This window comes from Enterococcus silesiacus (genome assembly GCF_001886225.1).
Taxonomy (GTDB): Bacteria; Bacillota; Bacilli; order Lactobacillales; family Enterococcaceae; genus Enterococcus_L; species Enterococcus_L silesiacus.
In genome coordinates, this window is the sequence record NZ_JXLC01000002.1 from 60,406 (window position 1) to 75,507 (window position 15,102).

Sequence of the window (15,102 nt, forward strand, 5' to 3'; positions counted from 1 at the left end):
AAAGAATAGACATTTTTTGAAAGGGGGCAGGGTGGAAGTTCACCCGTAGTAGATGAAAACAGAAATGTTGGCAATGATTTTAGCTGGAGGACAAGGAACACGTCTAGGTAAGCTAACGAAGAATATCGCTAAACCAGCTGTGCCTTTTGGCGGCAGATATCGAATTATTGATTTTACATTAAGTAACTGCATCAATTCAGGCATCAAAAATGTTGGAGTCATCACACAATATCAGCCGCTTGAATTAAATAATCATATTGGCAATGGCGCAAGTTGGGGCTTAGATGGAATTGATTCTGGTGTGACGATTTTACAACCTTATTCTAGTTCTGATGGTGAAAAATGGTTTGAAGGAACTGCCCACGCGATTTATCAAAATATTGCTTATATCGATCAAACGGATCCGCAATATGTATTGATTTTATCTGGCGATCATATTTATAAAATGAATTATGAAGCGATGCTGGAAGAACATATTGCGAATAATGCGTCATTGACCGTAGCTGTTATTGAAGTGCCGCTGAAAGAAGCATCACGCTTTGGTATCATGAATACAGATGAGAATGATCGGATCATCGAGTTTGACGAAAAACCAGCAGAACCCAAGAGTAATTTGGCTTCGATGGGGATTTATATTTTTAATTGGGGACGCCTGCGAAATGTCTTGTTAAATAACTATTCAAAAGATGGTCAAATGCTTGATTTCGGGAAACATGTGATTCCTTCATACTTAGATGCCGGTGAAAATGTTTATGCCTATCGTTTTGAGGGCTACTGGAAGGATGTCGGAACGATTGAATCTTTATGGGAAGCAAACATGGAATTTATTAGTTTGGACAACGAGTTGCAGATGCGGGATAAAAGTTGGCGTATGTTTTCAAAAAACACCATTTCTCCGCCTCATTTTATTACAGAAACCGCCTCTGTTAGCAATTCATTAGTCGTTGACGGCTGTTATGTAGCAGGTACGGTCATAGACAGTATTCTTTCAACGGATGTTCAGGTTAAGGTTGGTTCAACGATCGAAAGTAGTTTGATTATGCCAGGTGCTACAATCGGGAAAAATGTCAAAATCAAAAACGCGATTATCGGTGAGAATGCGATTATTGGCGACAATGCCGTGGTGTATAAAGAAAATGACATTGAAGTGATCGGGTATTCTGAAGTGATAGGGGTGCAAAGCGATGAAGACTAAAAAAATGTGTGCTATTCTAGGGAATGTATCGGAGTTTAAAGGATTATTACCGTTAACTGAAGAGCGACCGTTAGATACTTTACCTTTTGATTGTAAATATCGTTTGATTGATTTCCCTCTTTCAAGTATTGCTAATGCGAATATCAATTCGATTTTTATGATATTCAATGATAAGGGGAGTCGTTCTGTTTTTGATCATATCGGTGGTGGTAAAGAATGGAATTTAGATTCGTTGAAAAATAGTTATTTTGTTTATTTCTATCAGGATTTTTTAAAGCAAAAGGCACAAGGACTGCCTTATTATTCTGCGATTATCGATTATCTTGAAAAATCAGAAGCTGAGTATACGGTTTTGCTGGGAAGTAGCATGCTTTGCGCAATTGATTTACGAGCTGTTTTGAAAACACATCAAAAACAAAATAACAAGATGACTGTTGTATATAAACGGATGGATCGTGAAAAACTATCCGCAAATAATCACATCATTCAAGTTAATAAAGGAGGAAATACCACAAGTGTTCAAGCCTTTGATCAGGTTTTAGATAAAGACAAACAATTGAATCTTTCGATGGATATCTTTATTGTTCAAACGGAGTGGTTGATAGAACAATTGATCATCGGTCAAGCGAATAACAGTCCAACAAGCCTTATTGAATTTCTAGGAGAAAAAATGCTGGATACTCAGACAACAGCGTACGAATATACAGGATATTTAAGTAATATCGATGATGTTCCTTCATACTATCAGGCTAATATGGATATGCTCGATGCTCAAAAATTTAATTCATTAATGTATACAAAACAAAAAGTTTATACAAAACGCAAAAACGAAGTACCAACCTATTATTCAGAGCATTCCAGCGTTAAAAACAGCCAATGCGCAACGGGTTGTATCATTGAAGGAAGCTTGGATAGCAGTTTGATTTCAAGAAGATCAATTGTTAAAAAAGGAGCCAAAGTGAAACAAACGATCGTGATGTCAAATGCTCAAATAGAAGAAAATGCAATAGTCGAATATGCCATATTAGATAAAAATGTTAAGGTCAGGGCTGGTGTCAAAATTTCTGGTACAGCACAAAATCCTGTCGTGATTGAAAAGAATCAAGTGGTTGAACAAGATGTTATTGGGGGAAATGAGTGATGAAGGTCTTATTTGCAGCTGCAGAATGCGCCCCTTTTTTTAAAACAGGAGGGTTAGGTGATGTAGCAGGTGCACTACCTAAAGAATTAGCTAAAAAAGGGGCGGAACTTTCTGTTGTTTTGCCGTATTTTACCAAGATGCCGGAAACATTTAAAACACAATGTGACGACCTAACCAACTTTTACGTGGAGGTTGGTTGGCGGCATCAATTGTGTGGAATCAAGCGTTTAGAGATGAACGATGTGACGTATTATTTTATTGATAATTCATATTATTTTGATCGTGAAAACCTATATGGTTATGATGATGACGGTGAACGTTTTGCCTTCTTTTCTTTAGCAATCATTGAAATGTTGGAGAAAATCGACTTGTTCCCTGATGTTATCCATGTCAATGATTTTCATACAGCGATGATTCCTTTTTTATTAAAGGAAAAATACCAATGGATCGAAGCCTATCGTTCAATCAAGACTTTGTTAACGATTCATAATATTGAATTTCAAGGGGCCTATAGCCAAGATTTATTGCCAGATTATTTTGGTATGGGACTTGATCGTTATTATGATGGTGCTGCCCGTTTTGGTGATGGCGTTAATTACTTAAAAACTGGGATCTTATACGCTGATCGAGTGAATACAGTCAGTCCATCTTACGCAGAAGAAATCAAAACACCTGAATTTGGTTTTGGTCTAGACGGCGTTTTACGCTTAGAACAAGAAAAATTAAGCGGCATTTTAAATGGAATCGACTATGAGATGAATAATCCAGAAACAGATAAATCAATCCCTGCAAATTTTTCGATACACGACCTTACAGGTAAAAAGAAAAACAAACAAGCACTGCAAATGAAAATGGCGTTGCCTGTTCGAGACGATGTACCGTTGATCGGTATCGTCAGTCGTTTAACGTTTCAAAAAGGATTTCATTTGATTTTAGATGATTTAGCGAAACTTTTGGAAAAAGATGTGCAACTGGTACTACTTGGAACCGGTGACCCTGGGATTGAACAGTCGTTCGACTATTTTTCTGATCATTATCCGACTAAATTTAAGACGAAGATCATGTTTGATGTTGATTTGGCACAATTGATTTATGCTGGTTCTGATCTCTTTATGATGCCCTCTGCAACAGAACCTTGCGGCTTGTCCCAAATGATTGCCATGCGTTATGGCACTTTACCGATCGTTCATGAAATTGGCGGTTTGAAAGATAGCGTGATTCCCTTTAATCCAGTCACAAAAGCAGGAACGGGCTTTGGTTTCTCTGATTTTAGTTCCTATTACTTAATGTATAGCACAAATATGGCAATCGATTTGTATTGGAATGATCAGAAAAACTGGAAACAATTGATGAAATCAGCAATGGCAAAGGATTTTAGCTGGGAAAAATCTAGTCGATTATACTTGGATTTATATCAAAAGATGGTTAATCCACTTAAATTATAGTTGACGTTATAAGCGAATCAGGTTATACTTTTAGCGAGAAATGAATAGCCAAAGAAAGCCATAGAGGTGTTTTTGTGAGTGTAAGTATCTAACTAGAGGAAATGAATAGCTGAAGAATAAACAACCATTTTTTGATGGCTTCTTTAGCATACCTATGTTGATACCTATCTTAACTCATATAAAAATACCTGATAGACTGTAGTATATCTATCTTTATTTATTGATTCATGAGGGATGAAGGGACGCTTCATCCCTTTTTTATGTATTTTCTTAATCAATAAAACGTATAAACAGCTACAGGGAATTTCTTTGACCTATTCAAAAGAAGATAGGTATCTCTTAAAAGAGAAGGAGATACTAATGAATCAAGAAACATATAATAAAACGCAATTTAATACAATCAAAGAAAAACTAATGACTTATGCAATCAGCTACTACGGAAAAGAGCGAATCAAAGGATTACAGCCAAGTAGTCATATCGCTGTTGTCAAAAAACGTTTACAAGAAACCTCAGAAGCAAAGGCCTTGCTCCTAGCAAATCTACACGTCCCATTTATGGGCTTAAACAACATTGAACATCTAACCAACCAAGTCGAAAAAGGCTTTATTTTAGAGCCAAATGAGCTAGTCAGCTACGCAGATTTTCTTAGGAGTAGTCGTTTGATCCAATCATTCATGCAAAAAAATCAGTTTATCGCACCACTTTTAGCTAGATATAGCGAATCGCTACAGCTTTTTTCTGAGATTGAAGATGAAATTTATCAGGTTATTCGTAATAATCAAGTGGAGAATGATGCCAGTCGTGAACTTCGTAAAATCCGTCGGGCTATTCAAGAATGTGAAAAAGAAATTGAGCTAAAATTAAGCTCATTTCTTAGAAATGCTCAAAATAAACCGAAAATCCAAGAAGCAATCGTCGTCAAGAAAAACGATCGTTATACGGTGCCGATCAAAGCAACGTATAAAAACCAAATTTCTGGAACGGTTGTAGATGCGTCTTCTAAAGGAACGACTGTCTTTGTTGAACCAGCAACAATAGCTAAGCTAAATGATAAATTATATCAGCTGAAAATGGAAGAAGCTACAGAAGTGTATCAAATTTTATCGACACTGACTGGTTTGATTGCGGAACAAATGAGTGCCATTCAATCAAATTTAGAAGTGGTTGCACAATATGATATGATCTTTGCGAAAGCAAAGTATAGTAGAGAAATCAACGGTATTGAACCTGAAATCAATCAAGATGGAGTCATTGAGTTGGTCAATGTGAAACACACTTTGTTAGGTGACTCGGCTGTTCCTTTGAATCTGTCACTAGGAAAAGAGTACCGAGGCCTGACAATCACTGGACCGAATGCGGGAGGAAAAACGGTTGTATTGAAAACCGTTGGACTGATCGCTTTACAGACGATGATCGGGGTCCAAATTATTGCAGATCCTGGAACAAATATTGCTATTTTCGATCAGGTCTTCGTTGACATCGGGGATCAGCAAAGCATCGAGAATGCGTTAAGTACGTTCTCAGGACACATGCAGAATATCTCTGAAATTCTTGCCAAAACGAAAAAAAATAGCTTGATTTTGCTCGATGAAATCGGGAGTGGAACCGAACCAAACGAAGGTGCAGCATTAGCAATCGCAATCATGGAAGCTTTCTACAAAAAAGGCAGTATTCTTATTACAACGACCCACTACGGAGAAATCAAGCGTTTTTCTGAACAACATGAAGATTTTTTAACCGCTGCAATGGCGTTTGATTCAGAAAACTTACTGCCTAAATATCAATTGATTTTAGGAGAAATCGGCGAAAGTAACGCTTTTTGGATCGCTAACAAGATGAACTTAGATAAAGAAGTGGTTGAACTTGCTCAAAACTATTTACATGATCGTAACTATTCAACGAAAAAAGCGGAGTCTTTGCAAAAAGTTAAAAAACAAAAAGAACAAGCAATTTTTCCAGCATACGAAAAAGGGGATCGAGTCTTGTGGACGGAGCAAAAGAAAATTGGTTTAGTATTTGAACCGGTAGAAATGACAGAAGATGTAGTGATTTTCGTGGAAGATAAAAAGGCTACTGTTCACAAACGTCAATTAAAATTAGACCGTAGCGCAAAAGAGCTGTATCCGCCAAATTACGATTTAGATTCTTTATTTGAAAATTATCATGAGCGCAAAAAGAACAGGGACTTAGAACGTGGCTCCAAGAAAGCCTATAAGAAGTTAAGAAAAGAAATGCAGTTGAGACAAGCAAAAAGAAAAGACTAGTTTTTTTCAATTAAATCTAAAGATGGGCGCAAGGCAATCGTCAGCAGAAAACTGATTATTATCTTGCGCCTTTTTCTATAAATAGATGAGGCCATCTGAACAACATTACTTAGTCAAAGGGTATTTTTGACCAAATTTTCGAATTTCTAATAAGACTGTTTCTAACTCTTGCCCCTTTTTAGTTAATGAATAATCTGTTTTTGGAGGAATTGCTTGTAATACTTGCTTATTTACCAATCCATCTTCTTGGAGTTCTTTTAATTCCTTGCTAAGAGTATGTGGAGTGATCGAATCTAATAGACGTTGCAATTCATTGAAGCGGCGATTGGATTCAAGTAGATAATATAAAATTAATATTTTCCATTTTCCACCAATGATGGCTAACGTATTTGCTGTTGCACAATTGCATTTTGTCATTTGCTCATATGTTTTTCTCATTGAAATCACTATCCTTTTTGACAGTAGTCTTAAATATAACAGTATTATATATTTTATAGTAATGCTTTACAATAGAAAATGTAACAAAGAAAGGATGATTTTAAATGAATCAGGTTGTAAAAGTATTGCAAAATCACGCGACTGTCAGAAAGTTTGATCCAAATCACACCATTTCCAAAGAAGTTCAAGATGAGATCATTAAAGCAAGCAAACAGGCTCCTTCTTGGATGAATGGTCAAGCGTATAGCATACTGACTTTCCAAGAAGAGAATGAGAAACGAAAACTAATCGAGGTGTTGAATCAAGACCAAGAAAATAGTTCTAATGCGAAGATCATCGAAAGTTCATCGTTGTTTTTATTATTTTGTATTGACTTTAGTCGTTATGATTTAGAGCATGAGGGAGTTTCGTTTGAAAATGAGTTGGAGCCGCTCATTATCGGGACAACGGACGCTTCGTTAGCGTTAGAAAACGCCCTGGTAGCAGCTGAAAGTTTTGAGCTTGGAACGTGTGTGATCGGTGGACTTAGAAGAGTCTCAAAAGAGATCATCGATTGTTTGGAGATAAATGAATTCAGATTTCCACTCGTTGGTTTGGCAATAGGAAAGCCACTACAAACAGCTGTGCCGAAACCTCGTTTACCTGAAAAAGCGACTGTTTTCTCTGGCCAAAATGCACATAAAAAAGCAACAAAAGAGGAAATTAAAGCGTATGAGCGACAACTCCAAGACTATGCAAAAGAGAATGGCTATACCTCTGAACCATGGATAAGTCGTTTTACCAACTATTATAAAGAGCAAAACTATCCTGCAAAAACAGCTGAGAGTTTAAAAAAGCAAAAATTGATTTAATGTTTAAAAACTAAAATAGCAAATAGAAGTTTTATTGTACAATGAGTAAGCGGAACGTTAGTCAGTCATTTGACCGATGATTGTTTCGCTTTTTTAGAATGAGTCTATATAATTCGTTTAAAATAGAGTTGCAACTAAATTATATCTTTCAAAGTTTTCAACCTCTTTTTTCAATGGTATAATAACCGCGGAGGAATATGTCGAATGAATGAGAATTTATTATCAAAACGTTTAGCACGCGTGGGGGAATTAGTCCCAGAACAAAGCCGGTTAGCAGATATCGGATCTGACCATGCGTATTTACCTGTAGCATTAGTTTTACAAAAGAAACTTGAGTTTGCGGTAGCTGGAGAAGTCGTATCCGGACCTTTTGAAGCTGCTAAAAAGCAAGTGAGAAAAAATGGTTTAAGTGATCAAATCACAGTCCGCCTAGCAGATGGTTTAGATGCTGTAGAGAAAACAGACGAAATCAACGCTATCACGATTTGCGGCATGGGTGGTGTGTTGATTCGTGATATTTTGGAGGCTGGTTGGACGAATCAGCGCTTGCAAGGCAATGAGCGTTTAGTTTTACAACCAAATATTGGAGAAAAGCCGTTACGTGATTGGCTGACAATCCATGGCTATACAATTATTGACGAAGATATTTTAGAAGAAAATAATAAAATTTATGAAATCATCGTGGCTGCTAGAAGAGAGACAAGAGTTGCTTATTCAGCAAAAGAACGTCTTTTTGGGCCAGTTTTACTCAAAAAACAATCGCCTATTTTTTATAAAAAATGGCAGAGTGAAGTGAAACAACGGGAAACGATTTTAGCTCAACTAACTAAAGCTTCTGGGGATCAAACAATTAGAATCCAACAAATAGAAAAAGAAATTGCTGAAATCAAGGAGGTTTTGCCAGATGAGTCTTGAGGGTACTTTATTTATCGACCGTTTTGAAGCGTATTGTCCGCAATGGCTTGCAGAAGCCGGTGACCCTGTCGGTTTGCAGATTGGGTCAGTGAACAAACCATTGGAGCGTGTCTTAGTTACACTAGATGTGAGACCAGAAGTAGTGGCTGAAGCAATCGAAAAGCAAGTTGACTTGATCATTGCCAAACATCCTCCGATTTTTAGACCAGTGAAATGCTTAGACACAAATGACCTACAAACGAAAATGTATGCCGACTTACTGAAGCATGATATTGCAGTTTTTGCGGCACATACAAATATGGACATTATTGATAATGGTTTAAATGACTGGTTTTGTGAGCTATTGGGGATTCAAGATACCACTTATTTAACCAAAACCCATACGATTGGTTACAAAAAATTAGCTGTTTTTGTGCCTGTAGATGATGCTGCGAAGATGCGTGAAGTGCTCGGACAAGCGGGAGCAGGTCTTCAAGGCGATTATGTCAATACAAGTTATTCCTTAATCGGAACAGGCAGATTTACCCCAGTTACAGGTGCTAATCCAGCTCTTGGAACGATCGGTAAAGAAGAAGTAGTACAGGAAGCAAAAATCGAAGTAATTTTTCCAGAAATAATTGAAACATCAGTTATTCAAGCAATGCTAGCAGCTCATCCCTATGAAGAACCAGCCTATGATGTCTATCAGATCGACAATATCACCAAAGAATATGGTTTGGGACGTGTTGGTCATTTAGCTAAACCTGTCTCTTTAAAAGATTTTGTGTCGGTCGTCAAAGAAACCTTCGATTTAGATGGTGTGCGGATTGTAGCAGAAGATGAAACAAAAATGATTCAGCGCGTTGCAATTTGTGGCGGCAGCGGTGAAAAGTTTTTCCGTGATGCAATTAAAAAACAAGCAGATGTTTATATTACAGGGGATGTTTATTACCATACAGGACATGATATGCTAACAGAAGGCTTATCAGTAATCGATCCAGGACATTATATTGAGCAATTATGTAAACCGAAGTTGGTAGAACTATTCAATCAATGGAAAAAAGATTATAATTGGGATATCGAATTTATCGAATCTGAAGTAAATACAAATCCGTTTCAATTTAGATAAAGAAGAAAGAGGGAATTAAACGATGTATGAAAATTTATTACCGCGTTTTTTACGCTATGTAAAGACAGAAACACGCTCTAACCCAAACAGTAAAACAACCCCTTCAACGCAAACTCAAGTAGCGTTTGCTCAAACGCTAAAAAAAGAATTAGAAGAAATTGGTATGAGTGATGTCATTTATAATGAAGCTAATGGTTTTGTGATTGCTACTTTACCAAGCAATGTCGATAAAGAAGTTCGTTCCATCGGTTTTATTGCCCATATGGATACAGCCGATTTTAATGCAATCAATGTGAATCCACAAATCATTGAAAACTACGATGGTGAGTCAACTATCCAATTAGATAAAGAAGGAAAATTCACCTTAAATACAAACGATTTTCCTAATCTAAAAAATTATACCAATCAAACATTAATCACAACAGACGGAACAACGCTATTAGGTGCTGATGACAAATCAGGGATTGCTGAAATCATGACAGCAATGGAAATTATGATCAAAGACCCATCAATCAAACATGGCACGATCCGTGTGGCATTTGGTCCTGATGAAGAAATCGGCGTTGGAGCAGATAAATTTGATGTTGAACACTTCAATGTAGATTTTGCTTACACGATGGACGGTGGTCCAGTCGGAGAATTACAATATGAAACATTCAACGCAGCGCAAGCAGAAGTGACGATCCAAGGAAAAAATGTTCATCCTGGAACGGCTAAAAATACAATGATCAATGCATTACAATTAGCAATTGATTTCCATAATCAATTACCTCAAAATGAAGTCCCAGAAAAAACGGATGGTTACGAAGGATTTTTCCATTTAGCGCAAATGAGTGGAACACCGGAAGAAGCTAAAATGACGTATATTATCCGTGACCATGATCGTGAAAAATTTGAAGCGCGCAAAGCGTTGATTCTTAAGATTCAAGAAATCATCAATCAACCATTTGACCAAGAACGTGTGCAGATAGATCTTTTTGATCAATATTATAACATGGGTGAAGTCATCGAAAAAGATATGAGTATAATCGAACTAGCGAAAAATGCAATGATCGAGCTAGATATCAAACCATTGATCGAACCTGTTCGCGGTGGAACAGATGGCTCAAAGATTTCTTATTTAGGAATTCCTACGCCAAATATTTTTGCTGGTGGCGAAAACATGCACGGACGCTTTGAATTTGTTTCATTACAAGCAATGGAAAAAGCGACGGATGTTATTGTGAAAATTGCGGAATCTAACGCTCAGTAAAGAGAGTGACTATTGAGAATAGTAGTGACATTTGAGAATAGGGAGTAACGTTACAAGCAGTGACTTACTTCCTGTTTTTCTGTCAAGGATGGGCGAGTTTGCTTCATTTTCGAAACATGCTGAGAAACACCATGACGTTAGGCGTTGCTATTTTTTCAGCTAAGACTTGTCGCACTACAAATTGGTGCTCGGTACACGGTAAAACAAAGTGAAATGTTGCCATCATTTTTAGCTCGGATTTGAATACGTCGTCGTGCTATGCGTTAGCTAGAGATGCTTTTAATTTTAGGAGGAACTCAAGTGGAAAATGTAATGATTCTTTTTAATGAAACATCCGGTAAAGACAAAGGCAGAGAATTAGCCGAACAGTTTGTATCGTATGCAAAGGAACATGGACAAACGGACACGCATTTTTTATTAGAACAAGTGGGTCCAGATTGTGATAGTAAAAAAACGGTTGAAAAAGCGCAAGCGGAACATATCGATACACTGATCTTTATTGGTGGAGATGGTACGATCAATCATAATGTGGCAGATTTTAAAGAGGAGTTGCCTCATCTGAAAGTGGGCCTCTTGCCTGGTGGAACGGTCAATAACATGGCTAGAGTTTTAGGAATTCCCCTGAAATTCGAAGCAGCAGCTGATATTATTCTTGGTGGAGCAACTAGAAAAATCGATTACGGAATGATTAATCAAAAAGTAATCGTCAGTACAATGACTATTGGCATTTTGGCCGATACAGCAGCTCGTATCAGCCAAGAAGAGAAACAAAAATATGGTAAGCTGATATTTGTGAAGAACTTTTTTAAATTATTGGCGAAGAAAAAACGGTATCACTTAGAAGTTACAACAGAAAATGAGCAATGGCGAGGGAAAACACAGCTTGTGACTGTGACGATGACGAATTCTGTCGGTGGCTATACCAATTTTGATGATTCTGCATCACCTGATGATGGCTTGTTTCATTTAACTATTCTGCCGAAATTAAATATTTTTAAATTAGCTTTTTATCTACCAAAGATTATTCTAGGCAAAATCTATGAGCTTCCTGATATTAAATATATAACGGCGGCTGAAATAAACATCAAAAGTACGAGTGAAAAGAAAGTTGGGACACGTGTTGATGGCGATCCAAGTGAAGAACTGCCGATTCAAATGAAAGTCGTGAAACATGGCTTAACTGTTTTTGTACCAAAGACATAGTAATAGAATAAAGTTCTTATGTAATTGTTGAATTAACTTTACATGGCGTGGCCTTTCAAGGTATTCTATTATAGGAGAATGATTTTGGGAGGAAGAAGAATGACAGGTTTGTTGAAACATTTACCATGGGCCTATTTGCTTATTGTAAATATGGTTGAATTTTTTGCGATGTATCTTGATAAACAAAGAGCGATAAGGAAAAAGTGGCGAGTACCAGAATTTGATCTTCTATTTATCGGATTGATCGGTGGTGGAATTGGCGGTTTGCTGGCACAGCAAATTTTTCATCATAAGACAAGAAAGTTACGCTTTTATTTTGCTTTTATTTTTGGTACACTTGTGACTATTGCAATTATTTATGTTAGTTATAAAAGATAATCGTGAATACACTATAGTGGGGAGAAACTATGAAAAGCAATTCTAAAACAAAGATTTTTCTGAATATCGGTTTGCTGGCAATTTTTATCGGAGTGATCATCTATGTGATGGATAATTCACTTAGCGATATCTTTGCACAATTAATGAAAACAAGTTGGGTTGTTGTGGCGTTGGTCATCTTGTTGGGCGTTGTCTATCAGATTGTAGAAGGACGTTCTATTAAAGAGATTGCCTCTTATTTTCAGAAAGATTTTACAACAAAAGATGGTTTTTTCACCTCTTGTTATGTCGCTTTTTATCGTGTAATCTCGTTTGGAACAGGAACACTGCTTTCTGAGATTTATTTCTATAAGAAAAAAGGACTGGCTGTTTCTCAAGGCGTAGGCGTGACGGCTTTACACATGATCATGTATAAAGTTGCGGTTATCTTTTTATCCGTTTTGGGGCTAATTTTCCAATTTTCTTTATTTTATGAACGTGCGCCAAAAATGATTCCCTTTATTTTAGTAGGAGTCGGGTTGACCTTTGTGATTATTTTTTCGCTACTGGTTTTGTCTAGTAGTCTCAACCTTCAAGTTTTTTTGATCAAATGGACAAATAAACATTTTAAGCGTAAAAGATTACGAGATTGGGTAGATAAATGTAATTTGCAAATCTATTCACTGAGAGAAACGGTTCAGACGATTACAAAAGACCGTTCAGCGATGCTTCGGATTTTTGGCTGGAACGTAGCTAAGTTACTGTTCTGGTACGTGATTCCGTATGTTGTATTGGTTGAGAACCATCCGAATATCGATTTTCTTTTAGTCCTTTCTTTTACTAGCTTTTCAGTTATCTTGTCAGGTGTTTTTCCAACTCCGGCAGGAATCGGTCCTTTTGAATTTGTTTATTTATTATTATTTAAACCGTTGGTAGGAACTGTAGATGCAGTGTCATCTTTGCTATTATACCGGTTTGGTAGTTTTGTTTTACCATTTTTGATTGGCTTTGTTTATGTCTTGATTCAAAAAAGACGAGAGATAAAAGTAGGCCTTCATGCCGTTAAGGAAGAGAAAAAAGAACATTTTGACGAGCAATGAAGTTCGGTCTATCTATACTAAAAGTTAGAAAATATAAAGAGAGCAACACGAAAACAGCCAAAGTTTTCGCGGTGCTCTCTTTTAGTTGTACATTTTTTTGATTAGAGTTACTATTGAAATGTAAAGAATATATATAGGAAGGTGAAAATATGACTGAAAAAATAACTACAAGTGAAGGGCAACCTGTCGCTAACAATCAACACTCGCAAACAGCTGGAAAAAGAGGACCAGTCTTGATTCAAGATATTCATCTATTGGAAAAGTTGGCTCATTTCAACCGTGAAAGAATTCCTGAACGAGTTGTTCATGCAAAAGGTGCTGGTGCTTTTGGTGAATTTGAACTGACTAATGATATGAGCAAATATACGAAAGCTGGACTTTTTAATGGCGTTGGCAAGAAAACTAGGGTAGGAATCCGTTTTTCTCAGGTTGCTGGTGAATCAGGTTATATCGATACCTATCGTGACGTTAGAGGTTTTGCAGTTAAATTTTATACTGAAGAAGGAAATTATGATATTGTCGGCAATAATACACCAGTCTTTTTTGTGAATGATGCCTTAAAGTTTCCTGATTTTATTCATTCTCAAAAACGTGATCCAAAAACTCATTTGCGTGATCCATACATGCAATGGGATTTTTGGTCTCATTCGCCAGAATCACTGCACCAAGTAACGATTTTGATGGCTGATCGTGGGATTCCAGCTAGCTATCGTACGATGCATGGCTATGGCAGCCACACCTTTAAGTGGGTCAATGATCATGGAGAAGTTTTTTGGGTGAAATATCACTTCAGAACAAATCAAGGGGTAAAAAATCTCACAGATGAAGTTGCTGCACAGCTTGCATCTGAAAATACGGACTATTTGATGGATGAATTATTTCAAGCAATTGAAGTAGGGGATTATCCTTCATGGACTCTTTGTGTACAGATCATTCCTTATGAAGAAGGCTTGAACTACAAATATGACTTATTTGATGTAACGAAAGTCGTTTCACAAAAAGATTATCCCTTGATTGAAGTCGGTAAAATGACATTGAATGAGAATCCGCAAAATTATTTTACGGATGTCGAAGAAATTTCATTTTCACCCGCGAACTTGGTGCTAGGAATTGAAGTATCACCAGACAAATTATTACAAGGAAGATTATTTGCTTATAAAGATGCAGCACGCTATCGCTTAGGTGCTAATTACGATCAATTACCTGTTAATAAATCACTCAATAAAGTTAATAATTATGAGCGAGATGGTTTCATGCAAGCAAATAATCCAGGTGGATCTGTTAACTATGAACCTAATAGTCAAGGTGGACCAGTCCAAGATGAAACTGCCGCGATTACACCATTTGATGTACAAGGTCAAGTGGGTACTTATGAATATGGAACAGATCATTATTCACAAGCGGGCGATCTTTACCGTTTGCTTCCAGAAGATGAAAAAGAACGTTTAGTTCAAACAATCAAAAATAACCTGGGTCAAGTGGATAATCGGGAAATACAGATTTTAGAAATCAAACAATTCTATCAAGCAGATCAAGACTATGGTGCCAGAGTAGCAGACGCCTTAAACATTCCGCTTGAAGAAATTCAGTAATAAAACCCAATTATTAACAGCCAGTACCAGAATAATATGCTATACTTTAGACAAGTACTAGGGGAGTCATTTTGACTGAGACGTTCGTTTGAACGGACCCTTTGAACCTGTGAGTTGAGACTCGCGTAGGGAAGTAGTCTAAGAAATAGAATACGACGACTCGACTCTATGAAATGGTTCTTTGTCATTTTATAGAGTTTTTTTCTGTTTTTAAGCTTCTTCTCAAAAAAATCGAGGAGG

Annotated in this window: 13 protein-coding genes and 1 riboswitch; of the genes, 12 read left to right on the forward strand and 1 reads right to left on the reverse strand. The window is 36.9% G+C overall.

The genetic code is table 11. From position 1 onward, the window contains the following. Positions 1–52: 52 nt before the first annotated feature. The 4 genes from RV15_RS01460 to RV15_RS01475 all read left to right on the forward strand — a co-directional run bounded on the left by RV15_RS01460 (position 53) and on the right by RV15_RS01475 (position 6,046). Positions 53–1,195 (forward strand): glucose-1-phosphate adenylyltransferase, encoded by a 1,143-nt coding sequence (locus tag RV15_RS01460; RefSeq protein ID WP_071876289.1) that lies wholly within the window; start codon positions 53–55, stop codon positions 1,193–1,195. Beyond that, on the forward strand, positions 1,185–2,336 hold the full coding sequence (gene glgD, locus RV15_RS01465; RefSeq protein WP_071876290.1) for a glucose-1-phosphate adenylyltransferase subunit GlgD: 1,152 nt from the start codon (positions 1,185–1,187) through the stop codon (positions 2,334–2,336). Before RV15_RS01460 ends, glgD begins: the two co-directional genes overlap by 11 nt. Then, a complete protein-coding gene (gene glgA / locus RV15_RS01470) occupies positions 2,336–3,781 on the forward strand; it encodes a glycogen synthase GlgA (RefSeq protein WP_071876291.1) in 1,446 nt (481 codons plus the stop codon). The genes glgD and glgA overlap by 1 nt, the downstream gene beginning before the upstream one ends. 360 nt (positions 3,782–4,141) lie before the next feature. Continuing rightward, positions 4,142–6,046, forward strand: a complete 1,905-nt coding sequence (locus RV15_RS01475; protein ID WP_071876292.1) for an endonuclease MutS2 — start codon at positions 4,142–4,144, stop codon at positions 6,044–6,046. A 105-nt stretch (positions 6,047–6,151) separates the two neighbouring features. Here the strand turns inward: RV15_RS01475 and RV15_RS01480 are convergent, their stop codons facing one another. After that, positions 6,152–6,484: a winged helix-turn-helix transcriptional regulator gene (locus RV15_RS01480; protein WP_071876293.1), complete on the reverse strand. Its 333-nt coding sequence runs from the start codon at positions 6,482–6,484 to the stop codon at positions 6,152–6,154. 104 nt (positions 6,485–6,588) lie between these two features. Between RV15_RS01480 and RV15_RS01485 the strand changes: the two genes are divergently transcribed. From RV15_RS01485 to RV15_RS01520, 8 genes are all read left to right on the forward strand, one after another. Next, the gene (locus tag RV15_RS01485) at positions 6,589–7,335 is read left to right on the forward strand and encodes a nitroreductase family protein (RefSeq protein WP_071876294.1); all 747 of its coding nucleotides are present in this window, start codon (positions 6,589–6,591) and stop codon (positions 7,333–7,335) included. A 204-nt stretch (positions 7,336–7,539) separates the two neighbouring features. Next, entirely contained in the window at positions 7,540–8,250 is a 711-nt protein-coding gene (locus RV15_RS01490; protein ID WP_071876295.1) for a tRNA (adenine(22)-N(1))-methyltransferase, read from the forward strand. Beyond that, positions 8,240–9,358, forward strand: a complete 1,119-nt coding sequence (locus RV15_RS01495; protein WP_071876296.1) for a Nif3-like dinuclear metal center hexameric protein — start codon at positions 8,240–8,242, stop codon at positions 9,356–9,358. Before RV15_RS01490 ends, RV15_RS01495 begins: the two co-directional genes overlap by 11 nt. A 22-nt stretch (positions 9,359–9,380) precedes the next feature. Further along, positions 9,381–10,610, forward strand: coding sequence for a peptidase T (gene pepT, locus RV15_RS01500; RefSeq protein ID WP_071876297.1), 1,230 nt, complete (start codon positions 9,381–9,383; stop codon positions 10,608–10,610). 300 nt (positions 10,611–10,910) lie between these two features. Further along, on the forward strand, positions 10,911–11,813 hold the full coding sequence (locus RV15_RS01505; protein WP_071876298.1) for a diacylglycerol/lipid kinase family protein: 903 nt from the start codon (positions 10,911–10,913) through the stop codon (positions 11,811–11,813). A 99-nt stretch (positions 11,814–11,912) separates the two neighbouring features. Further along, positions 11,913–12,191, forward strand: coding sequence for a DUF1294 domain-containing protein (locus RV15_RS01510; protein ID WP_071876299.1), 279 nt, complete (start codon positions 11,913–11,915; stop codon positions 12,189–12,191). A gap of 29 nt (positions 12,192–12,220) precedes the next feature. Continuing rightward, positions 12,221–13,270 (forward strand): lysylphosphatidylglycerol synthase transmembrane domain-containing protein, encoded by a 1,050-nt coding sequence (locus tag RV15_RS01515; protein WP_071876300.1) that lies wholly within the window; start codon positions 12,221–12,223, stop codon positions 13,268–13,270. A 149-nt stretch (positions 13,271–13,419) separates the two neighbouring features. Then, positions 13,420–14,862 (forward strand): catalase, encoded by a 1,443-nt coding sequence (locus tag RV15_RS01520; RefSeq protein WP_071876301.1) that lies wholly within the window; start codon positions 13,420–13,422, stop codon positions 14,860–14,862. 49 nt (positions 14,863–14,911) lie between these two features. After that, positions 14,912–15,011: riboswitch (TPP riboswitch) on the forward strand. The last annotated feature ends 91 nt before the right edge of the window (positions 15,012–15,102 follow it).